Source organism: Streptomyces sp. LHD-70, assembly GCF_031157275.1.
Taxonomy (GTDB): Bacteria; Actinomycetota; Actinomycetes; order Streptomycetales; family Streptomycetaceae; genus Streptomyces.
Map to the genome: position 1 here is coordinate 1,057,057 of NZ_JAVIFW010000001.1, position 22,436 is coordinate 1,079,492.

Annotated in this window: 23 protein-coding genes; 12 read left to right on the top strand and 11 right to left on the bottom strand. The window is 71.0% G+C overall.

All coding sequences use genetic code 11. The features are described 5' to 3' along the window. Together RCO28_RS04760 and RCO28_RS04765 are read right to left on the bottom strand one after the other, a co-directional pair. The gene (locus tag RCO28_RS04760) at window positions 1-231 is read right to left on the bottom strand and encodes a hypothetical protein (RefSeq protein WP_308939718.1); all 231 of its coding nucleotides are present in this window, start codon (window positions 229-231) and stop codon (window positions 1-3) included. 209 nt (window positions 232-440) lie between these two features. Continuing rightward, window positions 441-890, bottom strand: a complete 450-nt coding sequence (locus RCO28_RS04765) for a DUF3099 domain-containing protein (protein WP_308939614.1) — start codon at window positions 888-890, stop codon at window positions 441-443. 191 nt (window positions 891-1,081) lie between these two features. On the opposite strand from RCO28_RS04765, the gene RCO28_RS04770 reads away from it, so the two are divergent. Further along, window positions 1,082-1,357 (top strand): GlsB/YeaQ/YmgE family stress response membrane protein, encoded by a 276-nt coding sequence (locus RCO28_RS04770; RefSeq protein WP_308939615.1) that lies wholly within the window; start codon window positions 1,082-1,084, stop codon window positions 1,355-1,357. A gap of 93 nt (window positions 1,358-1,450) precedes the next feature. Here the strand turns inward: RCO28_RS04770 and tyrS are convergent, their stop codons facing one another. The 3 genes from tyrS to RCO28_RS04785 all read right to left on the bottom strand — a co-directional run bounded on the left by tyrS (window position 1,451) and on the right by RCO28_RS04785 (window position 5,784). Continuing rightward, on the bottom strand, window positions 1,451-2,719 hold the full coding sequence (tyrS, locus tag RCO28_RS04775) for a tyrosine--tRNA ligase (RefSeq protein WP_308939616.1): 1,269 nt from the start codon (window positions 2,717-2,719) through the stop codon (window positions 1,451-1,453). Between the two features lie 150 nt (window positions 2,720-2,869). Next, the gene (locus tag RCO28_RS04780; RefSeq protein ID WP_308939617.1) at window positions 2,870-4,264 is read right to left on the bottom strand and encodes a metallopeptidase TldD-related protein; all 1,395 of its coding nucleotides are present in this window, start codon (window positions 4,262-4,264) and stop codon (window positions 2,870-2,872) included. Beyond that, complete coding sequence (locus tag RCO28_RS04785; protein ID WP_308939618.1) at window positions 4,261-5,784, bottom strand: TldD/PmbA family protein; 1,524 nt, start codon at window positions 5,782-5,784, stop codon at window positions 4,261-4,263. Before RCO28_RS04785 ends, RCO28_RS04780 begins: the two co-directional genes overlap by 4 nt. A 204-nt stretch (window positions 5,785-5,988) precedes the next feature. On the opposite strand from RCO28_RS04785, the gene fabG reads away from it, so the two are divergent. The 3 genes from fabG (at window position 5,989) to RCO28_RS04800 (ending at window position 8,056) form a co-directional block, all read left to right on the top strand. Beyond that, window positions 5,989-6,693, top strand: a complete 705-nt coding sequence (gene fabG, locus RCO28_RS04790) for a 3-oxoacyl-[acyl-carrier-protein] reductase (protein ID WP_308939619.1) — start codon at window positions 5,989-5,991, stop codon at window positions 6,691-6,693. A 5-nt stretch (window positions 6,694-6,698) separates the two neighbouring features. Then, entirely contained in the window at window positions 6,699-7,478 is a 780-nt protein-coding gene (fabI, locus tag RCO28_RS04795; RefSeq protein WP_308939620.1) for an enoyl-ACP reductase FabI, read from the top strand. A gap of 224 nt (window positions 7,479-7,702) precedes the next feature. Then, the gene (locus tag RCO28_RS04800) at window positions 7,703-8,056 is read left to right on the top strand and encodes a hypothetical protein (protein ID WP_308939621.1); all 354 of its coding nucleotides are present in this window, start codon (window positions 7,703-7,705) and stop codon (window positions 8,054-8,056) included. A gap of 68 nt (window positions 8,057-8,124) precedes the next feature. Here the strand turns inward: RCO28_RS04800 and RCO28_RS04805 are convergent, their stop codons facing one another. Next, complete coding sequence (locus tag RCO28_RS04805; protein ID WP_308939622.1) at window positions 8,125-8,862, bottom strand: FadR/GntR family transcriptional regulator; 738 nt, start codon at window positions 8,860-8,862, stop codon at window positions 8,125-8,127. Window positions 8,863-8,986: 124 nt separating this feature from the next. Here RCO28_RS04805 and RCO28_RS04810 point away from each other — a divergent pair, with 124 nt between their 5' ends. The 4 genes from RCO28_RS04810 (at window position 8,987) to RCO28_RS04825 (ending at window position 11,583) form a co-directional block, all read left to right on the top strand. Continuing rightward, window positions 8,987-10,312 (top strand): MFS transporter, encoded by a 1,326-nt coding sequence (locus RCO28_RS04810; RefSeq protein WP_308939623.1) that lies wholly within the window; start codon window positions 8,987-8,989, stop codon window positions 10,310-10,312. A gap of 155 nt (window positions 10,313-10,467) precedes the next feature. Continuing rightward, window positions 10,468-10,584 carry an SGM_5486 family transporter-associated protein gene (locus tag RCO28_RS04815; protein ID WP_282539276.1) on the top strand — a complete coding sequence of 39 codons (117 nt, stop codon included), beginning with the start codon at window positions 10,468-10,470 and terminating at the stop codon, window positions 10,582-10,584. 160 nt (window positions 10,585-10,744) lie between these two features. Further along, window positions 10,745-10,951, top strand: a complete 207-nt coding sequence (locus RCO28_RS04820; protein WP_308939624.1) for a hypothetical protein — start codon at window positions 10,745-10,747, stop codon at window positions 10,949-10,951. A gap of 113 nt (window positions 10,952-11,064) precedes the next feature. After that, window positions 11,065-11,583: a histidine phosphatase family protein gene (locus RCO28_RS04825; RefSeq protein WP_308939625.1), complete on the top strand. Its 519-nt coding sequence runs from the start codon at window positions 11,065-11,067 to the stop codon at window positions 11,581-11,583. A gap of 187 nt (window positions 11,584-11,770) precedes the next feature. Here RCO28_RS04825 and serB read toward each other — a convergent pair whose 3' ends face one another. Continuing rightward, window positions 11,771-12,985, bottom strand: a complete 1,215-nt coding sequence (gene serB / locus RCO28_RS04830; protein ID WP_308939626.1) for a phosphoserine phosphatase SerB — start codon at window positions 12,983-12,985, stop codon at window positions 11,771-11,773. Window positions 12,986-13,310: 325 nt separating this feature from the next. Between serB and RCO28_RS04835 the strand changes: the two genes are divergently transcribed. After that, window positions 13,311-15,974, top strand: a complete 2,664-nt coding sequence (locus RCO28_RS04835) for an FHA domain-containing protein (RefSeq protein ID WP_308939627.1) — start codon at window positions 13,311-13,313, stop codon at window positions 15,972-15,974. A gap of 85 nt (window positions 15,975-16,059) precedes the next feature. Here the strand turns inward: RCO28_RS04835 and RCO28_RS04840 are convergent, their stop codons facing one another. The 3 genes from RCO28_RS04840 to RCO28_RS04850 form a co-directional block, all read right to left on the bottom strand. Further along, complete coding sequence (locus RCO28_RS04840; RefSeq protein WP_308939628.1) at window positions 16,060-16,737, bottom strand: transglycosylase SLT domain-containing protein; 678 nt, start codon at window positions 16,735-16,737, stop codon at window positions 16,060-16,062. Between the two features lie 297 nt (window positions 16,738-17,034). Further along, window positions 17,035-18,120 (bottom strand): S-adenosylmethionine:tRNA ribosyltransferase-isomerase, encoded by a 1,086-nt coding sequence (locus RCO28_RS04845; protein WP_374991097.1) that lies wholly within the window; start codon window positions 18,118-18,120, stop codon window positions 17,035-17,037. 53 nt (window positions 18,121-18,173) lie between these two features. Then, window positions 18,174-18,899: an SDR family NAD(P)-dependent oxidoreductase gene (locus RCO28_RS04850; protein ID WP_308939630.1), complete on the bottom strand. Its 726-nt coding sequence runs from the start codon at window positions 18,897-18,899 to the stop codon at window positions 18,174-18,176. A gap of 209 nt (window positions 18,900-19,108) precedes the next feature. On the opposite strand from RCO28_RS04850, the gene RCO28_RS04855 reads away from it, so the two are divergent. From RCO28_RS04855 to RCO28_RS04865, 3 genes are all read left to right on the top strand, one after another. Beyond that, on the top strand, window positions 19,109-20,287 hold the full coding sequence (locus RCO28_RS04855; RefSeq protein WP_308939631.1) for a GAF domain-containing sensor histidine kinase: 1,179 nt from the start codon (window positions 19,109-19,111) through the stop codon (window positions 20,285-20,287). Beyond that, window positions 20,280-20,960 (top strand): response regulator transcription factor, encoded by a 681-nt coding sequence (locus tag RCO28_RS04860; protein WP_308939632.1) that lies wholly within the window; start codon window positions 20,280-20,282, stop codon window positions 20,958-20,960. The genes RCO28_RS04855 and RCO28_RS04860 overlap by 8 nt, the downstream gene beginning before the upstream one ends. Window positions 20,961-21,135: 175 nt before the next feature. Beyond that, the gene (locus RCO28_RS04865) at window positions 21,136-21,381 is read left to right on the top strand and encodes a chaplin (protein WP_308939633.1); all 246 of its coding nucleotides are present in this window, start codon (window positions 21,136-21,138) and stop codon (window positions 21,379-21,381) included. Between the two features lie 218 nt (window positions 21,382-21,599). Here RCO28_RS04865 and RCO28_RS04870 read toward each other — a convergent pair whose 3' ends face one another. Beyond that, entirely contained in the window at window positions 21,600-22,397 is a 798-nt protein-coding gene (locus RCO28_RS04870; protein WP_308939634.1) for a hypothetical protein, read from the bottom strand. Window positions 22,398-22,436: the final 39 nt, after the last annotated feature.

Sequence of the window (22,436 nt, forward strand, 5' to 3'; positions counted from 1 at the left end):
TCAGCCCTCCGCGGCCGAGGCCTCCCAGTCCTCCAGGCGTACGACGTCCTTGAGGAACCCGCGTACGCCCAGGAACTGGGACAGATGCTCCCGGTGCTCCTCGCACGCCAGCCACGTCTTGCGCCGCTCCGGGGTGTGCAGCTTGGGGTTGTTCCACGCGAGGACCCACTCCGCGTCGGCGCGGCAGCCCTTGGCGGAGCACTGCGGGGTGGCGGGGGACTCGGAAGGCATGCCGGGGAGGCCGGGAAGACCGGGAAGATTCACGCCTCAACCCTAAACAACGCAGAAAAGGCGACGCCGAGCAGCCACGGGGGGAGCTGCCCGGCGTCGGTCTGTCGCTCCGACGGGGGACGCGGAGCGCGTACGAAGTATGTCACGGGGGACCCGGTGCGGTGCACCGGAACAACATGATTGATCTGAGCTTTTCTTGAGCTTTGCGCTCAGCTCTGCTCGCGTGCCTGGTCGCGCTGTCCTCCGCCCTGTCTTCCGCGCTGTCCTTCGCGCTCTCCTTCACGCTGTCCCGCACCGCCGGTCCCCGCCGCCGATTCCGTGGACTCCGTCCGGCCCGGCTCCTCGGCCGCATCGCGCTGCGAGGGCGCGTCGAGCATCGGCCGGACCGGTGTCGGCACGTACGTGGACGGCAGCGAAGGGGCGTTCTCCCGACCGGCGTTGGCGATCACCACCGAGATGTAGGGGAGGAGAATGCCGAGCACGAGGGCGACGATCGCGACGTGCCGCTCGACGTTCCACAGCACGGCGGCGAGGACCACGGCGACCGTGCGCACGGACATGGAGATCACATAGCGGCGCTGTCGGCCCCGCACGTCGTCCGCGAGGCCCTGCCGGGCTCCGGTGATCCGGAACACCTCGACGTTGTTGTGCTTCCGCATCACGTCCCACCACCCCGCCCGCCGCAACCGGTCCCGTCCCGGTCTGAACACTTCCACGGTACGCCCGGCCTGCGCGGCCGGGGAGACCGGGGCTGCCGTCCCCCGCCCGGGTGATCGTCCCGAAATGCGCGGTTCGGTTGCAGGGCTGAGACTGTCGGTAACTGCTCACCGAGCCGTACGAGGAGGCAGCCATGGGCTGGTTGTGGGCGATCATCGTGGGATTCGTACTGGGCCTTCTGGCCAAGGCGATTCTCCCCGGCAAGCAGCACATGCCGCTGTGGCTGACGACCGTGCTCGGCATCATCGGCGGCGTGGTCGGCAACTCCCTCGCCGCGGGCTTCGGCATCGCCGAGACGAGAGGCATCGACTGGGGCAGGCACGCCCTTCAGATCGCCGCCGCGCTGGTCCTCGTCTTCCTGGGCGACATGGCCTACAAGGCGGTGAAGGGCAAGAAACAGGTCACCTGAACCGTCCAGAACGTACGACGAGGGGCCGGTCCCACACGGGACCGGCCCCTCGTCGTACGCGTGCGGTACTACACAGGTACTGCGCGGTCGGGATCAGGCCTCGACGACCTCGACCGCCGCCAGGTTCTTCTTGCCGCGGCGCAGGACCAGCCACCGCCCGTGCAGCAGCTGCTCCCGCTCGGCCACGGCGTCCTCGGCGGCGACCTTCACGTTGTTCACGTACGCCCCGCCCTCCTTCACCGTGCGGCGCGCGGCGGACTTGCTGGCGACCAGGCCGACCTCGGCGAACAGGTCGACGACCGCGCCCAGTTCGGTCACCTCGACGTGCGGCAGCTCGGAGAGCGCCGCGCTCAGCGTGGCCTCGTCCAGGTCGCCGAGCTCGCCCTGGCCGAACAGCGCCTTGGACGCGGCGATCACCGCGGCGCACTGCTCGGCGCCGTGCACCAGCGTGGTCAGCTCCTCGGCCAGCGCACGTTGCGCGGTGCGCGCCTGCGGCCGCTCCTGCGTGACCTGCTCCAGCTCCTCAAGCTCGGTCTGCGACTTGAAGCTGAGGATCCGCATGTACGTCGAGATGTCCCGGTCGTCGACGTTCAGCCAGAACTGGTAGAAGGCGTACGGCGTGGTCATCTCGGGGTCGAGCCAGACCGCGCCGCCCTCGGTCTTGCCGAACTTGGTGCCGTCCGACTTCGTCATCAGCGGCGTCGCCATGGCGTGCGCCGAGGCCTCCGGCTCCAGGCGGTGGATCAGGTCCAGGCCCGCCGTGAGGTTGCCCCACTGGTCGGAGCCGCCGGACTGCAGCACGCAGCCGTAGCGCCGGTACAGCTCCAGGTAGTCCATGCCCTGCAGCAGTTGGTAGCTGAACTCGGTGTAGCTGATGCCCTGGTCGGACTCCAGGCGGCGGGCCACGGAGTCCTTGGTGAGCATCTTGTTGACCCGGAAGTGCTTGCCGATGTCCCGCAGGAACTCGATGGCGGACATGCCGCCCGTCCAGTCCAGGTTGTTGACCATCGTCGCGGCGTTCTCGCCCTCGAAGTCCAGGAACGGCTGGATCTGCGAGCGCACCCGCTCGACCCACAGCGCGACGGTCTCCGGGGAGTTCAGCGTGCGCTCGGCCGTCGGCTTCGGGTCGCCGATCTGGCCCGTCGCGCCGCCGACCAGGGCCAGCGGGCGGTGGCCGGCCTGCTGCAGCCGGCGCATGGTCAGCACCTGCACCAGGTGCCCGACGTGGAGGCTGGGCGCGGTCGGGTCGAAGCCGCAATAGAAGGTGATCGGGCCGTCCGCGAGCGCCTTGCGCAGTGCGTCCTCGTCAGTGGACTGCGCGAAAAGTCCGCGCCACTGAAGCTCGTCGACGATGTCCGTCACGATCCCGTGTCTCCTCGTAGCGTTAGGTCGGCCGCAGCGGGCCGCTGGCCCCAGTCTATGGGGGCCGCACGACCGACCCGTACCGCATATCGGCCGGTGGCCGGCGAAGGCGGAGGGCGCGCCCCGCGCGGAGCGCGCCCTCCGGTCCGGTCACACGCCCTTGCTGACCGAGCTCATGTTGAAGTCCGGTACGCGCAGAGCGGGCATCGCGGCCCTGGTGAAGTAGTCGCCCCACTCGCGCGGCAGCGTCTTCTCCGTACGCCCCGCCTCCGAGACCCGGCCGAGGAGGCCGACCGGGGACTCGTTGAAGCGGAAGTTGTTGACCTCGCCGACGACCTCGCCGTTCTCCACCAGATACACGCCGTCGCGCGTGAGGCCGGTCAGGAGCAGCGTGGCCGGGTCCACCTCGCGGATGTACCAGAGGCAGGTCAGGAGCAGTCCGCGCTCGGTGGCCGCGACCATCTCGTCGAGGGAGCGCTCGCCGCCGCCCTCAAGGATCAGGTTGTCGACGCCGGGAGCGAGCGGGAGGCCGGTCAGGCCCGCGCTGTGCCGGGTGCTCAGGAGACGCGTGAGCTCGCCGTCGCGGAGCCAGTCCGTGGGGCCGAGCGGCAGCCCGTTGTCGAAGACCGAGGAGTCGTCGCCCGAGGCGTGCGCGAGCACGAACGGGGCGGATTCCAGGCCGGGTTCGGCCGGGTCGCTGCGCAGCGTCAGCGGCAGCTCGGACAGCTTCTCGCCGACCCGGGTGCCGCCGCCGGGCGTGGCGAAGACCGTGCGCCCCTCGGCGGCGTCCCGCGCGCCCGACGACCAGTACTGGTAGATCAGCAGATCCGCCACGGCACTCGGCGGCAGCAGCGTCTCGTACCGCCCGGCGGGCAGTTCGATACGGCGCTCCGCCCAGCCGAGGCGGGTGGCCAGCTCCGCGTCCAGGGCCGCCGGGTCGACGTCCTTGAAGTCCCGCGTGGCCCGGCCCGCCCAGGCCGAGCGGGTGCGGTCCGGAGACTTGGCGTTCAGTTCGAGGGTGCCGTTCGGCTGGTCGTGCCGCAGCCGCAGCCCGGTCGACGTCCCCAGATAGCTGGACGTCATCTCGTGGTTGGCGAAGCCGTACAGCTCACGTCCGCCCGCACGCGCGCGTGCGAAGGCCTCGCCGAGGGCGGGGGCGAAGTCGACGAACACGTCCGAGGTCGTCTCGGCGGGCGCCTCCGTGAAGTCGGCGGACACAGTGCCCGTGTCGACCAGAGGCTGTGCGTCCTCGGCGGGACCGGCCGAGCGTGCCGCGTCCTCGGCGGCCCGCACGATGTCCGCCAGCTCGTCGACGGTCACCGCCGAGCGCGAGACGACTCCGGAAGCCGTGCCCTCCTTGCCGTCGACGGTGGCGATCACGGTGAGGGTGCGGCCGCGCGTCACCCCGTTCGTGGTCAGCGCGTTGCCCGCCCAGCGCAGGTTGGCCGTCGACTCCTCGTCGGCGATCACCACGCAGCCGTCGGCCCGGGAGAGCCCGAGGGCACGCTCGACGATCTCGTGCGGCTTGTTCGTACGAGAGCTCACTGCCCCGCCTCCTGCGTCGTGTTCAGGATGTTCACGTTCTGGAAGAGCGCCGAGGGGCAGCCGTGGGTGACCGCCGCGACCTGGCCCGGCTGGGCCTTGCCGCAGTTGAACGCGCCGCCCAGGACGTACGTCTCGGGGCCGCCGACCGCGGCCATGGAACCCCAGAAGTCGGTGGTCGTCGCCTGGTACGCGACATCGCGGAGCTGGCCCGCGAGGCGGCCGTTCTCGATCTTGAAGAAGCGCTGGCCGGTGAACTGGAAGTTGTAGCGCTGCATGTCGATCGACCAGGAGCGGTCCCCGATCACATAGATGCCGCGCTCCACGCCCGCGATCAGCGCGTCCGTCGACGGGCCGTCCGGTGCCGGCTGCAGCGACACGTTCGCCATCCGCTGCACCGGAACGTGCCCGGGGGAGTCCGCGTACGCGCAGCCGTTGGACCGCTCGAAGCCGGTGAGCCTCGCGATCCGCCGGTCCAGCTGGTAGCCGACCAGAGTGCCGTCCTTGACCAGGTCCCAGGACTGGCCTGCCACGCCCTCGTCGTCGTACCCGATCGTCGCGAGCCCGTGCTCGGCCGTGCGGTCACCCGTGACGTTCATGATCTCGGAGCCGTACTTGAGCTTGCCCAGCTGGTCGAACGTCGCGAACGAGGTGCCCGCGTACGCCGCCTCGTAGCCGAGCGCGCGGTCCAACTCCGTTGCGTGGCCGATCGATTCGTGGATCGTCAGCCACAGGTTGGACGGGTCCACCACCAGGTCGTACGTTCCCGGCTCGACGCTCGGCGCGCGCATCTTCTCGGCCAGGAAACCGGGGATCTGCGCCAGCTCGGCGTCCCAGTCCCACACGTCGCCCGTCAGGTACTCCCAGCCTCGTCCGACCGGCGGCGCGATCGTGCGCATCGAGTCGAACTCGCCGGTCTTCCCGTCCACGGCGACCGCGGTGAGCTGCGGGTGCAGCCGGACCCGCTGCTGCGTGGTGACGGTGCCCGCGGTGTCCGCGTAGAACTTGTTCTCCTGCACCGTGAGCAGCGAGGCGTCCACATGCGCCACGCCCTCGGCCGCGAGCAGCCGCGCACTCCAGTCGGCGAGCAGCCCGGTCTTGTCCTCGGCCGGCACGTCGAAGGGATTGATCTCGTACGCGGAGATCCACGTCCTGTCGGCGTGCACCGGCTCGTCGGCCAGCTCGACCCGCTCGTCGGAACCGGCTGCCGAGATCACCTGCGCGGACAGCTTCGCCAATGCGACGGCCTGGGACGCGACCCGCGCCGCCGCGTCCATCGTCAGATCCACACCGGAGGCGAAGCCCCAACTGCCGCCGTGCACCACGCGCACCGCGTACCCCAGGTCCGTGGTGTCGGACGAGCCGGACGGCTTGGCGTCCCGCAGCCGCCACGCCGCGCTGCGCACCCGCTCGAAACGGAAGTCCGCGTGCTCGGCGCCCAGGGCGCGGGCGCGGGCGAGCGCCGCGTCGGCGAGCGCCCGCAACGGCAGCGCCGTGAACGCTGCATCGATGGAATGAGGCACGAATGTCTCCTGTCGGCTGCGTCGGGTGTCCGGTCAGCGGCCGGACGTGTCCGATCATGTCGCGGCGGCCCGTACGGTCGCCAGGACTTTCTGTAGAGACCCGACAGTCAGTTCTCCGAGGGGCTGTCGGGGCTCGATTCTCCGTATCGCGGAAGCTACCGATAGTTTGCTGGGGTACCAGACTGCTAGGGAAAGGGTGATCCGTTGAGCCGCTCGGTTCTCGTCACTGGAGGCAACCGGGGCATCGGCCTCGCCATCGCCCGGGCTTTCGCCGACGCCGGCGACAAGGTCGCGATCACATACCGCTCGGGTGAGCCGCCGGAGGGCTTCCTGGCCGTCCGCTGCGACATCACCGACACCGAGCAGGTGGAGCAGGCCTACAAGGAGATCGAGGAGAAGCACGGTCCCGTCGAGGTCCTCGTCGCCAACGCCGGCGTGACCAAGGACCAGCTCCTCATGCGGATGTCCGAGGAGGACTTCAGCGCCGTCCTCGACACCAACCTCACCGGCACCTTCCGCGTGGTGAAGCGTGCCAACCGCGGCATGCTGCGCGCCAAGAAGGGCCGCGTCGTACTGATCTCCTCCGTGGTCGGACTGCTCGGCTCCGCCGGTCAGGCCAACTACGCCGCCTCCAAGGCCGGCCTTGTCGGCTTCGCACGGTCCCTGGCCCGTGAACTCGGATCGCGGAACATCACCTTCAACGTCGTCGCGCCCGGCTTCGTCGACACCGACATGACCAAGGCGCTCACCGACGACCAGCGGAAGAGCATCGTCGGCCAGGTGCCGCTCGGCCGCTACGCGCAGCCCGAGGAGATCGCCGCCACGGTGCGGTTCCTCGCCTCGGACGACGCTTCGTACATCACTGGAGCCGTCATCCCCGTTGACGGCGGATTGGGCATGGGGCACTGACACCGATGACTAACACCGGCGGAATTCTCGAGGGCAAGCGCATCCTGATCACGGGTGTGCTGATGGAGTCCTCCATCGCCTTCCATGCCGCGAAGCTGGCCCAGGAGCAGGGTGCGGAGATCATCCTCACCGCGTTTCCCCGGCCTACGCTGACCGAGCGCATCGCCAAGAAGCTGCCGAAGCCGACGACGGTCCTCGAGCTGGACGTCACCAACGACGAGCACCTCGCCGGCCTCGCCGACAAGGTCCGCGCCGACCTGGGCGGCGGCCTCGACGGCATCGTGCACTCCATCGGGTTCGCCCCGCAGGACGCCCTGGGCGGCAACTTCCTCGACACCCCCTTCGAGTCGGTGTCGACGGCCATGCACGTCTCCGCGTACTCGCTGAAGTCGCTGACGATGGCCTGCAAGCCGCTTATGGAGAATGGCGGCTCGGTGGTCGGGCTGACCTTCGACGCGCAGTTCGCCTGGCCGCAGTACGACTGGATGGGCCCGGCCAAGGCCGCCCTGGAGGCGACCAACCGCTACATGGCGCGCTACCTCGGCCCCGACAACATCCGCTGCAACCTGGTCTCGGCGGGCCCGATCGGCTCGATGGCCGCGAAGTCCATCCCGGGCTTCTCCGACCTGGCCTCCGTCTGGGACAGCCGCTCCCCGCTGAACTGGGAGCTGACCGACCCGGAGCCGACGGGCAAGGCCATCGTCGCCCTGCTCTCGGACTGGTTCCCGAAGACCACCGGCGAGATCATCCACGTCGACGGCGGGCTGCACGCCATCGGTGCCTGATCGCGCAGCCCCCCTTTACGACGCCCCGGCTCCCGCTCCGCGCGGGAGGCGGGGCGTCGCCCGTTCGGCCCCGCTGACCGGGCGCCCGCGGCCCGAAGTGCGCACTCTGGAAGTCGAGTTCGAGACCGCCTGCCGGTCCGGGTTCGAGACCGCTTACTCCCCCTTGTGGTGCAGCCACGGCAGCCCGAGTGACTTGTCGTAGTACGGCCGAGGAGGTCCTTCCGGTGCGCAGCCCCCGCCCCCTGCCGTCGGTGCTCGCCGGTCTCGCCCTTCTGGTCTGCCTCCCCGTGTCCCTGCCGTCGGAGGCCGCCTCCCACCCGGCTACGAGTGCGGTGCCCGAGGCAGAGCGGCCGTTCGGCGCCGACTGCCGTGTGCGTCAGGCGGGCTCGAACGTCGTCGCGTACTGCCACAACCCGTACCCCGAGGCCGACCGGGTCGCCCTGCACATCGAGTGCCGGCGCTGGTGGGACATCGACACCGACACCGCGCGTGTGGCGGCCGGTCCGGCGATGACGGTACGGCTGGCGGGGCGCTGCTGGAAGGAAGTCGGCTCGGCCTGGGTCAGCCACGAGCGGTGAGGCGGCGCGTGCCGGTGCGCCCCGAAACGGCCACTACGCGCGCGTGCCGGTGCGCCCCATAACCGGCACTACGCGCGCGTGCCGTCCGCGTTTTCGTTGCTCTCGCCGTTCTCGCCGTTCTCGCCGTTCTCGTCGAACTTCTCCGTGCGGCACAGGAACGGGTAGCCGGCCGCCTCGGCCGCGGCCGTCTCCGCGTCGCCCGCGCGGATCGCGTCCACGAGCCGTGCGTGGTCCATGTTGTTCTCGGGGGTCAGCTGTTCGCCCACGTCGCCGCGGAGCCAGGCACGCAGGACCTCGCCGAGGTCGGCGTACAGCTCGGTGAGGACCTCGTTGTGGCCCGCCGAGACCACGGCCAGGTGGAACGTCGCGTCGGCCTCGATGAACGCGTCCTTGTCCCGCTCCTGCCAGGCCTGTTCACGGCGTTCGAGCAGCACGTCCAGCTGCTTGAGCTCGCGTTCCGTGCGGCGCTCGGCGGCGAGCTTCGCGGCGCTCGACTCGAGCGTGGAGCGCAGCTCGGCGATGTGCCGAGGGTCGGCGTCGGCGAACCTGCGGTGCATCACTCCGGCCAGCTCACTGGTCGCGGCCACATAGGTGCCGGAGCCCTGCCGGATGTCGAGCAGGCCGTTGTGCGCCAGCGCCCGTACCGCCTCGCGCACGGTGTTGCGGGCGACGCCGAGCTGCTCGACCAGCTCCGGCTCGGTGGGGATGCGGCTGCCCACCGGCCACTCGCCCGAGGTGATCTGGTTCCGCAGCTCGGCGATGACCTGGTCGGAGAGTGCGGAGCGCCTGGGAGACGTCAGCGGCATGGGGCTTCCTTCGGCGGACGGGCGGAGCGGGGCGTCGCCGGGATCTTAAGCGGCGCTGCGTCCCCGGACCGGAACAGCGAGGGGGTGGAGCGAGTATTCATCCCATGATTCTATGATGGCTCTCATGCCACACGAGGAATCCCAGACGACGACCCAGGACCCACCGCGTTCGGCGACCCCGCAGCACGCGAGCGAACCGCCCACCACGCGCGCGTGGACCCTGCGGCTCGTCGCCGTCGGGTTGGTCCTCGCGGCGCTCAACCTGCGTCCCGCGATCACCAGCCTCGGCGCACTCCTCGAAGAGGTGCGCGACGGCCTCGGCATGAGCGGCAGCGTCGCCGGCGTGCTGACGTCCGTGCCGCCGCTGTGCTTCGCCGCCTTCGGCGTGATGGCCCCCAGGCTCGCCCGCCGCTTCGGGCCCTCCGCCGTGGTCTGCGCCGGCATGGCCGCGATCGCCACGGGCCTCGCGGTCCGCCCGTTCGCGGGCGGTACGCCGGGCTTCCTGGCCGCCAGCGCCCTCGCCCTGATGGGCATCGCCGTCAGCAACATCCTGATGCCGGTGATCGTGAAGCGCTGGTTCCCGGACCGCGTGGCCGGCATGACCGGCCTGTACTCCATGGCGCTCTCCCTCGGCACGTCCCTCGCGGCCGCCGCCACCGTGCCGCTCACCAGCGCACTCGGCGGCGAGTGGCAGACCGGGCTCGGCCTGTGGGCGCTGGTCGCCGCCGTGGCCGTACTGCCCTGGCTCGCGCTCGTACGCGCGGGGCGCGCGAGCGCCACCGAGGCCGCGAGCACCACGGGATCCGCCGCGGCCGGGCGGGACAAGGGCGCGCTCGCCCTGCCCATCACCCGCAGCCGTACGGCCTGGGCGCTCGCCGCCTTCTTCGGGCTCCAGGCCACCGGCGCGTACATCACGATGGGCTGGATGCCGCAGATCTTCCGGGACGCGGGCGTCCCGGCCTCCACCGCGGGCGTGCTGCTCGCCGTGACCATGGCGATGGGCGTCCCGCTCGCCTTCGTCATCCCGCGCGTGGCCGGTCGGCTGCGCAACCAGGGCCCGATCGCCGTGGTCCTCGGCACCTGCGGACTCATCGGGTACGCGGGCCTGTTCCTCGCCCCGGCGGCCGGGGCATGGGTGTGGGCCCTGGTCCTTGGCGTCTCCAACTGCTCGTTCCCGCTGGCCCTCACGATGGTCGGCATGCGCGCGGGCACCGGTGCGGGCGTCGCCAAGCTGTCGGCGTTCGCGCAGAGCACCGGCTATCTGCTCTCCATCCCGGGACCGCTGCTCGTCGGCGTGCTCTACCAGCACAGCGGCGGCTGGGGCCTGCCCATCGGCCTCATGGCCGGCCTGATGGTGCCGCAGATCGCGGCCGGCATCCTCGCGGGCCGCAACCGCACGGTCGAGGCGGAGCTGGCCGAGCGGGCGGAGGCCGCGGCCAAGGGCGCCTGAGTGCCCGGGGGTGCGGCCAAGGCGCCTGAGTGTCCGGGGGTGCGACCAAGGCCCTGAGTGCCCCGGCGCGGGCCGCGGCCAAGGCGCCTGAGCGCAGCGCGGCTCACGGCACCCCGCCGAGGGCAGACCGGGCAAAGGGTGCGAGACTTGGCGGCATGCCCGTCCTCGAACCGAACCCGCAGAACGGCCAGAAGAAGTTCCTCATCGTGCTCGGCGCGATGCTGGCCATCACCGTCGTCATCGGCGTCGTCGCGTCCATCGCCTCACCCTGACCGCGGCGCAGTGGGGCAGGCCCCCGCATCCCCTAGGGGACAGGTATCAGGGGTAAGTGGGTGGATCACCTGATAGTCCCGGGCCGCCTCGGTCCGTAGGTTCGAGATGTGCCCGCGAAGGAGCGGCGCGCACGGCACCCGAACCGCGGAGGCGAGCCACATGCCGGCACCGGCGCACCCCCGAGCCACCCCGGAGCGACGTGGCCGGATCGCGGCCGAGCTGCCCTGGTGGGCGCTCGCACTGCCCACGGTCGCCTTCGTGCTGCTGCTCTCCCTCGTGCTCGACCCCGCCGACGCGCACGCGGCAGTCGGCCGCCTCCCGCTGCTGGACGTCCTGGCGCAACTGAGACAGTCCCTGCCGTTCTGAACCGCCGAGGCGGAACGGGGTGTTCCGACGCGCTTCAACCCCCGGTCACCCGTGCGTGCGGAGCATGTCAACTACCTGCGCCGCACGGCGCGTTTCGTGCGAAGCTGGGACGCATGAGCGTCGATACACCCCGCAGGATTGTCCTCCTTCGGCATGCGAAGGCCGACTGGCCCCAGGTGTCCGACCATGAGCGGCCGCTCGCCGAGCGCGGTCGCCATGATGCCCCGGTGGCCGGCCGCAGACTGGCCGAGACCGGCATCGACTTCGACCTGGCCATCTGCTCCACCGCCACCCGGACCCGCGAGACCTGGAAGCTCGCCGTCCACGAGCTGCCGCGCCGCCCGAAGACCGTCTACGAAGAGCGTGTGTACGAAGCCTCGCCCGGTGAGCTCATCGCCGTGCTCAACGAAGTGCAGGACGACTTCTCCGACATCCTCCTGATCGGCCACAACCCCGGAGTGCAGGGCCTCGCCGACGTCCTCGCCGGCTCGTCCGAGGGCGACGCCCTGGCACGCATGAGCCGGCGCGGCTTCTCGACCGCGGCGATGGCGACCCTGTCGTACACCGGGTCCTGGAAGGGCCTGGAGCCCGGCACCGCGACGCTGCTCGACTACTGGACGCCGCACGAGTAACTCCCGTCCCGAGGCCACCCGTTCGGGGCCCATTCGGGATCAGCTCGCGACCCGTTCGGGACCCGCTCACGACAGCAGGGCCCGGCACGCACACCGTGCCGGGCCCTGCTGACCGTCCGAGCTGCCTGAATTGCCGGAGCTGTCTTCGCGGCCCTCCGCCGCCCGCCGCCCTGTTCCGTCGGAGCGATCAGTCCGCGTGCGTGTCCGCCGCCTCCACCTCTTCGCGGGTGACGCCGAGCAGATACAGCACGGTGTCCAGGAACGGCACGTTCACCGCCGTGTGCGCGGCCTCGCGCACCACCGGCTTGGCGTTGAAGGCGACCCCGAGGCCCGCCGCGTTCAGCATGTCCAGATCGTTGGCGCCGTCGCCGATCGCCACCGTCTGCTCCAGCGGAACCCCCGCCTCCGCCGCGAACCGGCGCAGCAGCCGCGCCTTGCCCGCGCGGTCCACGATCTCGCCGGTGACCTTGCCGGTCAGCTTGCCGTCGACGATCTCCAGCGTGTTGGCCTGCGCGAAGTCAAGCCCGAGCCGCTCCTTCAGGTCGTCCGTGACCTGCGTGAACCCACCGGAGACGACGCCCACTTGGTAGCCGAGGCGCTTCAGCGTACGGATCAGGGTGCGGGCGCCCGGCGTGAGCCTGACCTCCGTACGCACCTTGTCCACCACCGAGGCGTCGAGCCCTTCGAGCAGCGCCACGCGCGCGTGCAGCGACTGCTCGAAGTCCAGCTCGCCGCGCATCGCCGCCGCCGTCACCTCGGCGACCTTGTCCTCGCAGCCCGCGTGCGCCGCGAACAGCTCGATGACCTCGTCCTGGATCAGCGTCGAGTCGACGTCCATCACGATGAGCCGCTGGGCCCGGCGGTGCAGACCGGCCGAGACGACCGCGACGTCCACGCCCTGCACCGCGGCCTCTATGGCGAGCGCCGTCCGCAGCGGCTCGGTCTCCGTGCCGGACACCGCGAACTCCACGGCCGTGACCGGGTACTTGGCGAGCCGGAAGATCCGGTCGATGTTGCCGCCGGTGTCCGTGATCCGGGCCGCTATGGCCGCCGTCGACTCCGCGGTCAGCGGGTGCCCGAGCACCGTCACGTGCGAACGGCCCTCGCCGCGCGGCCGGTTGTCGCCGATACCGGAGATGATCTCGGCCTGCATCTTCAGGGAGTCGGCCCAGCTGTGCACCGTGGACCGCAGCTCGCCCTCCATCCCGGCGGGCGGCGCGGTGACCAGCGCGCACAGCACGATCCGGCCACGCGTGACGACCTGCTCCAGATCGATCACGTCTACGGAGAAGGCGGCAAGGGTGTCGAAGAGGCCCGCGGTGATGCCGGGCCGGTCCTTGCCGAAGATCTTGACGAGGAGGGTGGGTACGTCAGCGGGGTGGGGTGGCTGCGATGCGCTCATGGTGCTCCCACGGTATCCGGCACCGCGTGCCATGTGCGCGGCCGTCCCGGCTTACGGACACGCCGGGCCCCTGATGGGCAGCACTTTCCGAGCCATACGCATATGTACCGAGACCTCATGATCCGTACGTACTGATCGCTGATTCAGGCCGTACGGCCGGGTTTGCGGATCTCAACGGCCGGGCGCCGCAAGGGTGGTGGGGCGCTCATCCACAGGCCCGACTTTCGGTCAGCGGGCGGAGCCTGGAATAGTTCCCCACGATGTTCGACATCCCTAGACTCCCCAAGACGGGGGCTAGCTCGGGGGACAACGTAGTGGGGCTGGAGTGCCGGAACTCGTACTGGAATTGAATGGACAGACCTGGACGCTTGATGTGTCCAGGTCGTATGCCGTCGGACGTGATCCGGGCGGCGATGTGGTGATCGACGACGCCCGGGTCTCCTGGCGGCACGCCACGATCAGCTGGGGCGGCCGGAACTGGGTGATCGAGGACCACGGCAGCACCAACGGCACGTTCGTGCAGGGCCACCGGGTCCAGCACATCGAGATCGGTCCCGGCACCGCCGTGCACCTCGGCAACGCCACCGACGGGCCGTGCCTCAACCTCGCGGCCGCCGGCGCCGCCGCGAGTGCCGTCGCAGGCGGCCCGCAGCAGGCCCAGGCCGCGCAGGTCCCCGCCAAGGAGGCGGCTCCGGCCCCTTACCCGCAGCAGCACGCCCCCCAGCAGGCGGGCCCCGGCTGGCAGCAGCAGGCCCCGCAGCAACATGCACAGCAGCACCACGCCCAGCAGCACGCACCGCACCAGCAGGCCTGGCCCCAGCAGGCCGGCGCGGGTCAGGCGCACGTGCCGCCGCAGCAGGCCCCCGGCCAGCAGTTCCCCGGTCAGCAGGCCCCCGGCCAGCAGTTCCCGCACCAGCCCCCCGTCGGCGCGGGCGCCCCGGCGCACGGCGGCGACCGCAGCCCCACCACGTTCCACCAGGTGGCCCTCGGCCACGTCATGCGCATCGGCCGCGCCCTGGAGAACGAGCTGGTCGTCTCCGACCTCCAGGTCTCCCGCCACCACGCCGAGTTCCACGCGACGCCCGACGGCCGCTTCGAGATCCGCGACCTCGGCTCGCACAACGGCACGTACCTCAACGGTCAGCCGCTTGCCAAGTCCGGCACCGCGCCGATCGGCCCGAACGACATCGTCGGTGTCGGCCACTCCACGTTCCGGCTGGTCGACGGGCGCCTGGAGGAGTTCGTCGACACCGGCGAGGTCTCCTTCTCGGCCCGCCACCTCACGGTCACCGTCGACGGCGGCAAGCAGATCCTCAAGGACGTCTCCTTCGGCGTACCGGAGAAGTCCCTGATCGCCGTGATCGGCCCGTCCGGCTCCGGAAAGTCGACGCTCCTCAAGGCCCTCACCGGTTACCGCCCCGCGAACCAGGGCGAGGTCCTCTACGACAACCGGAACCTCTACAAGCAGTTCGCCGAGCTCCGGCAGCGCATCGGTCTGGTCCCGCAGGACGACATCCTGCACAAGGAGCTGACCGTCAAGAAGGCCCTCAAGTACGCCGCCAAGCTCCGCTTCCCCGCCGACACCAGCGAGCAGGAGCGGGAGCAGCGCATCGGCGAGGTCCTTCGCGAGCTGAAGCTGGACATCCACAAGGACAAGAAGGTCACCTCCTTGTCGGGTGGCCAGCGCAAGCGCGTCTCGGTCGCCCTTGAGCTGCTCACCAAGCCGTCCCTGATCTTCCTGGACGAGCCCACCTCGGGCCTCGACCCGGGCATGGACCGCGACGTCATGCAGCTGCTCCGCGGCCTCGCCGACGACGGCCGCACCGTCCTCGTCGTCACGCACTCCGTGGCCGAGCTGGCGATCTGCGACAAGCTCCTGGTGATGGCGCCGGGCGGCTCGGTGGCGTACTTCGGCCCGCCCGAGGAGGCCCTGAACTTCTTCGGCTACACCACCTGGGCCGATGTCTTCTCCGCCTTCGAGAACTACCGCGAGTACGACTGGGCGGGCCGCTGGAAGGGCTCGCAGCACTACCAGATGTACGCCGCGGACATCGACGCCGCCCCGCAGCAGCCGCAGCAGCAGTACATGCAGCAGCCCCAGGCGATGATGAGACCTCCGAAGCCGCAGGGCTGGGGCTCCCAGCTGTTCACCCTGATCAGGCGGTACGTCTCCGTCATCGCGTCCGACAAGGGCTTCCTGGCGCTGACGGTGATCCTGCCCGCCGTCCTCGGCGCGGTCAGCCTGCTGATCGACCCGGACAAGGGCCTGCTCGTCAACCCGAAGGTGAACCCGCAGACCGGCCTGCATGTCCCGAACGGCACCGCCACCACGGTCCTGCTGATCCTCGCGGTCGGCGCGTGCTTCGCGGGCGCCGCCAACTCGGTCCGCGAACTGATCAAGGAAAGGGTCATCTACGAGCGGGAACGCGCCACCGGCCTGTCCCGCTCCGCGTACCTGATGTCCAAGGTCATCGTGCTCGGCACCGTCACCATGCTGCAGGGCCTGCTGGTCGGCGTCATCGGCTTCGCCAGCCGCGAGATCCCGGACGAGGGTCTGGTCCTCGGCGGCTCGGTGCTCCTGGAGCTGTGCCTGCCGATCATGGCGCTCGGCTTCGCGGCGATGATGTTCGGCCTGGTCATCTCCTCGCTGGTGAAGACCGCCGAGAAGACCATGCCGCTGCTCGTGATGTTCGCGATCGTCCAGGTCGTGTTCACCGGCTGCCTGTTCATCCTGCACGGCACCGTCGGCGTCAACCAGTTCTCGTACCTGATGCCGTCCCGCTGGGCCGTCGCCGCCGCCGGCACGACGCTTGACTTCAACAACATCAACCCGAACACCGACGACCCAGGCAGCACCGACCCGCTCTGGGACCACGAGGTCGCGTCCTGGCTGCTCGACATGGGCGCCCTGATCGCGCTCGGCGTTCTCTGCGGCTTCCTGGTGGCGCGCTTCCTGCGCCGCCACGAGCCGGAGGTCATGCGCAAGTAAGCGCACCGCGGTCGCGCACACACGCCGAAGGGCGGCACCCCCGTGTGGGGTGCCGCCCTTTGCGCTATCGGTGGTCCGCAGCCGCTCAGTAGGCGCTGTTGACGTTGTCCATCGAGCCGTAACGGTCGGCGGCGTAGTTGGCCGCGGCGACGATGTTGGCGACCGGGTCGTACTGGTCGTGCTTGGTGCCCTTGACGTGGTACGCGTCGAAGGTGGGCTTGATGACCTGCAGCAGGCCCTTGGAGGGGATGCCGTTCTGGGCGTTGATGTCCCAGTTGTTGATGGCCCGCGGGTCCCCGGAGGACTCCCGCATGATGTTGCGGTGCAGGCCCTCGTAGGAGCCGGGGATGCCCTCCTTCTTCATGATGGCGAGGGACTGCTTGATCCAACCGTCCAGGTTGTTGGCGTACACCGGCTTGCGGGCGGCGTCACGGGCGGCGCGGGCCTTGGCGTCGCGCTCCTGCTTGGCCTTCGCATCGGCCTTCGCCTTGGCCTCGGCCGCCGCCTGCTTCTGCGCGGCGGTCTCGGCGGCCTTGGCGATGCCCGCGTAGGCGGTCTGCTGCTTGGCGACGCCCTCCTGGATGGTCTTGGCATCCGCGGAGAAGGCGACGGGAGCGGCGGAGACCTCGGAGGCCTGCGCGGTCTGGTCGTTGCCCGGCACGAACGAGAAGGCGAGGGCAGCGGCGCCGACCGTGGCGACACCGGCGATCGAGATCTTCTGGCGCTTGGTCAGGGAAAGGCCAAGGGTGTTCTGCTGGGGCATGCGAAAGGACCTCTTCGAAATAGCGGAGATCGCTCGCTTTCCGACACCGGGACAGGGACTCCGGCAAAAACGCCGTGGTGTGGGTAACCACGGCGCCGAGCGACGAGAGCAATTCTTAGCGGCCGCAAAATCTCGAAGCAAAGGTGTGACGTACGATCCTGCTTAGTGGATCAGGGCCAGGGAGTGGGGGAGCCGCGCCCGATATTTCCCCCATGGAAGGCACCCAATCGGTCAACTAGGACACTTCGTACGTGACGTGCGCCCTATGCGTGGGCTCACATCGGTCTCGTAACAGCCTCACCAACCGTTGCCGAAGCAATTCATACGGTGACTGTTCTCGTCCTTGAGAACCAGATGGCTGTCCCCGAACTCGTGCCAGAGGTAGAGACGCCGTACGGCTTCCGTATATCCACAGGTCACGGCGTCCTTTCCGGCAATCGCGACCAACATCGAAAGATGTGACGCGGCCGGCTCGTGCAGTCCCGTGAGAACGCCGTCCACCACTCGCACTCCGCGCTCCGGAGTGATCACGAGATCCGTCCACCCAGCGGCCGCCCGCACCACGCCTCCCTCATCCGCCGCCGACTCGACGGCACGCACCGCCGTCGTACCGATCGCGATGATCCGGCCCCCACCGGCCCGCGCCGAGTTGATCAGCCGCGCCGAGGCCGCCGGTACGGAGAACCGCTCGGGGTACGGCGGCTCGTGCGCCTCGGCCGAGGCCACCCCGGTGTGCAGCGTGACCGGCGCGAACTGCACGCCGCGGCTGACCGCCTCCGCCACGATCCGGTCCGTGAACGGCCGACCCGCACTCGGCATCTCCGCCGAACCCGCCCCGCCGGGAGCCGGCAGGGCGAACACCGTCTGGTACGCCGACAGCGGCTGGTCCCGCTCCGTATAGGCGTAGCGGATGGGCCGGCCGCGCTCGCGCAGCAGCTCCGGCACCACCCCGTCCACCCGCGCCCACCAGAGCCGCGCACCCCGCTCGCTCAGCGGCTCCTCCAGTACGAGGGAGCGGCCGCCGGGAAGCTCCACACGCGCGCCCGCCGGTCCGCCCGCACGCGCGCGCGTGGTTCCTGTTCCATCAGGGTCGCGCAGCTCGACAGCCCAGCGCCCGTCGTCGCCCCGCGTCGAGAAATGCACCACTACGCGCGCGTGCCCCCGGTTCTCGCCGACGAGCGTCCCGTCCACGGCGGCGGCGAGCGTGGGCGACGTGTTCACGACGAGCAGGTCCCCGGCCCGCAGCAGCCGCGGCAGATCCGCGAACGCGTGGTGCGAGACGGACCGCCCACGTGACACGAGCAGCCGCACCCCGTCCCGCCCCGCCCCCGGCCGCCGCTGCTCCACCGGCACGCGCGCCGACAGCTCATCCGGCACCCGCAGCCCCTCGAGGACCGGTGCGACCCCGGCACCCGTACCGTGCGCATCCCGAACTGTCACAGCGCCGCCCCCAGCTCCGAAGCCGCGTACCGCCCACTGCCCGGCCGGGTGTCCAGCAGCCGCAGGAACGCCGGAACCACCGACTCCGGGAGCGGCCGCCCGGACATGTCGTCGAGCGGCACCGCGGCCCGGTACAGATCGGTCCGCATGTCGCCCGGGTCCACCGCCCACACCCGCAGCTGCGGCTCCTCCACCGCCAGCACCGCGGACAGCTGGTCGAGCGCCGCCTTGGAAGCGCCGTACCCGCCCCACGTCTCGTACGCCTCGACGGCCGCGTCCGAAGTCAGGTTGATCACCGCTCCCGCCGACTCCCGCAGCAGCGGCAACGCCTCCCTGACCAGGCCGAGCGCCGCCACCACGTTCGTCTCGAACGCCTCCCGTACCCCGTCGAGCGACAGCTCCTCCAGGCGTACGAGCGGCTCCGCGCCCAGCGCGCTCGCGTTGTTCACCAGCAGGTCGAGCCCGCCGAGCGCACCCGCCGCAGCGACCAGGGCGCCCCGGTGCCCGGCATCCGTCACATCCCCGGCGATCGCCCGCACGCGCGCGTGGTGCCCCTCCAGCTCCCGCGCGGTGCCCTGCGCCTTCTCCAGCTCCCGCGCGGTGTCCTGCAACGGCCCCGCGGACCGTGCGTCCAGGACGAGGTCCCAGCCGCGGGCGGCCAACGCCGCGGCCAACGCCCGGCCGAACCCCTTCGAAGCCCCCGTGATCATCGCAACCGGCATCTGATCCATCCCCTCGAGTCCGGCCGCCCGGTCCTGCTCGCAGGCCTCTGCCGGGCGGCTCCCGACTCTCAACGTAGGAACCCGACCACCCCCGGGACCTGAGCCGCCGGACCGCACCATGCAAGGGCCTTCGGCCTAGTCCCCGGGTCCCAAGAGGCCGCCGTCCCGCGGCCGATCCGGTTGTCCGAGCCCGCCGGTACGGTGAGGCCATGACCGACGGTCCCCGATCAGGTCTGCTCGCGGTGAGCTCCGCGCTCCTCGCCATGAGCAGGCACCTAGAAGTGCGCGACGTCCTCAAGACGATCGTCGTCTCGGCGCGCGAACTCCTCGACGCCGAGTACGCCGCGCTGGGCGTGCCCGACGACCACGGCGGCTTCGCCCAGTTCGTCGTCGACGGCGTCAGCGAGGAGCAGTGGAAGGCCATCGGCCCGCTGCCGCGCCAGCACGGCATCCTCGCGTCGATGCTGCACGGCGCCCGCACCGAGCGCCTCGCCGACGTGCGCAAGGACCCCCGCTTCGAGGGCTGGCCCTCCGCCCACCCCGACATGTCCGACTTCCTCGGCCTGCCCATCCGGGACGGCGACGAGACCCTGGGCGCACTCTTCCTGGCGAACAAGCTGCGTCCGCCGGGGGGACACCCCCCGGGCCCCTTGAGCCCCGAACCACAAGGCGGTTGCGGCTTCACCGAGGAGGACGAGGCCCTCCTGGGCATCTTCGCCCAGCACGCCGCCCTCGCCCTCACCAACGCCCGCCTGTACGAACGCAGCCGCGAGCTGACGATCGCCGAGGAACGCTCCCGCCTCGCCCACGAACTGCACGACGCCGTCAGCCAGAAGCTGTTCTCGCTGCGCCTGACCGCCCAGGCCGCCGCCACCCTCGTGGACCGCGACCCCGGCCGCGCCAAGGGCGAACTCCAGCAGGTCGCCGCGCTCGCCGCCGAGGCGGCCGACGAACTGCGCGCCGCGGTGGTCGAGTTGCGCCCCGCCGCCCTGGACGAGGACGGCCTCGTCGCGACCCTGCGCACCCAGATCCAGGTCCTGGACCGCGCCCACTCCGCACAGGTCACCTTCGACTGCACCGGAGTGCGCGCCCTGCCGGCCGCCCAGGAGGAGGCGATGCTGCGCGTCGCCCAGGAGGCCCTGCACAACGCCCTGCGCCACTCCGGCGCCACGCGCGTGTGCGTGGCGCTGCAGAAGCGCGGCCAGGGCGCCGAGTTGAGCATCACCGACGACGGCAGCGGATTCGACACCCGCGCGGTGAGACGAGCGGGACGCCACCTCGGCCTGGTCTCCATGAGGCACCGGGCGGGCGGAGTGGGCGGCCGCCTGACCGTGGAATCGGCGCCCGGCGAGGGCACCACGATCACAATGGAGGTCCCCGGTGGCTGACGAAGAACGCTCCGAGGCGCGCGAGGCGGCCGCGGCCCGCGCCATCAGGGTGCTGCTGGTCGACGACCACCAGGTGGTCCGCCGCGGCCTGCGCACGTTCCTGGAGGTCCAGGACGACATCGAGGTCATCGGCGAGGCCTCCGACGGCGCCGAGGGCGTGGCCCGTACGGAAGAACTCCGCCCGGACGTCGTCCTGATGGACGTGAAGATGCCCGGCATGGACGGCGTCGAGGCCCTCCGCAAACTCCGTGAACTGGCCAACCCCGCCAAGGTGTTGATCGTCACCAGTTTCACCGAGCAGCGCACGGTCGTCCCGGCCCTGCGCGCGGGAGCCGCCGGCTATGTCTACAAGGACGTCGACCCGGACGCGCTCGCGGGCGCCATCCGCTCTGTGCACGCCGGCCACGTCCTGCTCCAGCCCGAGGTGGCGGGCGCCCTGCTCTCCCAGGACGAGTCGGGCGGCGCACAGGGCAGGGGAGGCTCGCTCACCGAGCGCGAGCGCGAAGTCCTCGGCCTGATCGCCGACGGCCGCTCCAACCGCGAGATCGCCCGCGCCCTGGTGCTGTCCGAGAAGACCGTCAAGACCCACGTCTCCAACATCCTGATGAAACTCGACCTCGCGGACCGCACCCAGGCAGCCCTCTGGGCGGTACGCCACGGGGTGGCCGGCTGAGCCACGGCCCTCTACCCCACCGGGCCCGACTCCCCCCGCGGACCGTCACGTTCCGGTCTGAGATTCATACCGTCGTGTGGATGTCGCCCGTACGGCGCAACTTCCGTACGGGCGGGGCGTTCTCCAGTGCGTGCTGCGGCGGCTGGCCGCAGCTTCCGCAAGAAGGGTCCAAGAAGTGAAGAACCTGAAGAAGGCCGCTGCCGTCACGATGATGGCCGGTGGCCTGGTCGCCGCCGGCGCGGGCATGGCCTCCGCGACCTCCGGTGCGCACGCCTCCGGTGCGGCCGTGCACTCCCCGGGCGTCGGCTCCGGCAACCTCGTGCAGGCGCCGGTCCACATCCCGGTCAACGCCTCGGGCAACTCCGTGAACGTCATCGGCCTGCTCAACCCGGCCTTCGGGAACGCCGCCGTCAACCACTGACGTACGCCCCGGGTCACTTGCCGACCACCGGCCCTCCAGGCAGCCCAGCCTGGAGGGCCGCGCGCATGCCAGGACCCGTACGAGCCACGGCTCCGACGTACGAGCCACGGCCCCGGGCCCTCGCAGACCACTGGCCGCACATCCACGCCACGGACACCCGCGCGAGCGCACACGCGACCGACCGCACGCCCGTGCGCCCCCGGCCGACCCGGTACGCCTCAGCGCACCCCGCGCTCCCGCTCCTCCACGAACGCGTTGTACGCCGCCACCTGCGCCCGCCGCGCCGTCCGCTCCACCGGCCGCAACGCCTCGGTCCGCGCCGCCATCTCCGAGGCGCTCACGGCCCCGCCGTGCCCGTTCTCGTACGCCACCGAGATCAGCAGCGCCACCCGCTGCGCCAGCTCCAACACCCGTACCGCACGCGGCGGATAGCCCGGCGCGAGGATCTCGCGGCCGCGCTCGGCACGCGCGCGGTACGCGTCGATCGCCGCCTCCGCGACCGGACCCGAACCGGCCACGTCGAGGCGCGACAGGATCTTCGTCGCGTCCCGCAGCGCCTCCGCCAGCTCCCGCTCCGCCTCGCCGAGCGAGGGCACGTCCGCCGGCGGCGCCTCACGCACCGGCAGGCAGTGCCACACCACCTCGACGTGCACGTCAGCAGCGTCCGGACCGGAACCGGCCTCGTACACCTCGGGCACAAGACCCAGCGCGACGCCCTGGCAGACCACGGCCTCCTCGGCGTCCAGAGCCCGCGCGTTGAACTCCGGCGGCCCGCTGAGGCCGAGCGGATGCCCGGGCGCGGGCAGTGCCACCCGCAGCCCCTTCGCGCCGAGCGCCCTGAGCCGCCCCAGCGCGAGCGTCAGACCGACCGGCGCGGACTCACCCGGCAGCCCCTCGACCCGGTGCACCGCGTCCTCGCCGACGATGGCAAGCACCGCGTCGTCCGGCGAGACAAGTCCCGCAATAAGGGCATTTCCCCAAGAGGCCAGCAGGCCCGAGCGTGGTTCCGTGAGCATGGACACCAGCCTAAGGACCCCACTGGCGGCGGGAGTGTC

What these genes read in the sequence shown, in the direction of transcription:
- RCO28_RS04815 (WP_282539276.1), top strand. Translation starts at nt 10,468, where the DNA reads ATGCCCGTCCTCGAACCGAACCCGCAGAACGGCCAGAAGAAGTTCCTC.
- RCO28_RS04810 (WP_308939623.1), top strand. Translation starts at nt 8,987, where the DNA reads ATGCCACACGAGGAATCCCAGACGACGACCCAGGACCCACCGCGTTCG.
- RCO28_RS04760 (WP_308939718.1), bottom strand. Translation starts at nt 231, where the DNA reads ATGCCTTCCGAGTCCCCCGCCACCCCGCAGTGCTCCGCCAAGGGCTGC.
- serB (WP_308939626.1), bottom strand. Translation starts at nt 12,985, where the DNA reads ATGAGCGCATCGCAGCCACCCCACCCCGCTGACGTACCCACCCTCCTC.
- RCO28_RS04765 (WP_308939614.1), bottom strand. Translation starts at nt 890, where the DNA reads ATGCGGAAGCACAACAACGTCGAGGTGTTCCGGATCACCGGAGCCCGG.
- RCO28_RS04820 (WP_308939624.1), top strand. Translation starts at nt 10,745, where the DNA reads ATGCCGGCACCGGCGCACCCCCGAGCCACCCCGGAGCGACGTGGCCGG.
- RCO28_RS04770 (WP_308939615.1), top strand. Translation starts at nt 1,082, where the DNA reads ATGGGCTGGTTGTGGGCGATCATCGTGGGATTCGTACTGGGCCTTCTG.
- RCO28_RS04850 (WP_308939630.1), bottom strand. Translation starts at nt 18,899, where the DNA reads ATGCCGGTTGCGATGATCACGGGGGCTTCGAAGGGGTTCGGCCGGGCG.
- RCO28_RS04840 (WP_308939628.1), bottom strand. Translation starts at nt 16,737, where the DNA reads ATGCCCCAGCAGAACACCCTTGGCCTTTCCCTGACCAAGCGCCAGAAG.
- RCO28_RS04870 (WP_308939634.1), bottom strand. Translation starts at nt 22,397, where the DNA reads ATGCTCACGGAACCACGCTCGGGCCTGCTGGCCTCTTGGGGAAATGCC.
- RCO28_RS04855 (WP_308939631.1), top strand. Translation starts at nt 19,109, where the DNA reads ATGACCGACGGTCCCCGATCAGGTCTGCTCGCGGTGAGCTCCGCGCTC.
- RCO28_RS04805 (WP_308939622.1), bottom strand. Translation starts at nt 8,862, where the DNA reads ATGCCGCTGACGTCTCCCAGGCGCTCCGCACTCTCCGACCAGGTCATC.
- fabI (WP_308939620.1), top strand. Translation starts at nt 6,699, where the DNA reads ATGACTAACACCGGCGGAATTCTCGAGGGCAAGCGCATCCTGATCACG.
- RCO28_RS04825 (WP_308939625.1), top strand. Translation starts at nt 11,065, where the DNA reads ATGAGCGTCGATACACCCCGCAGGATTGTCCTCCTTCGGCATGCGAAG.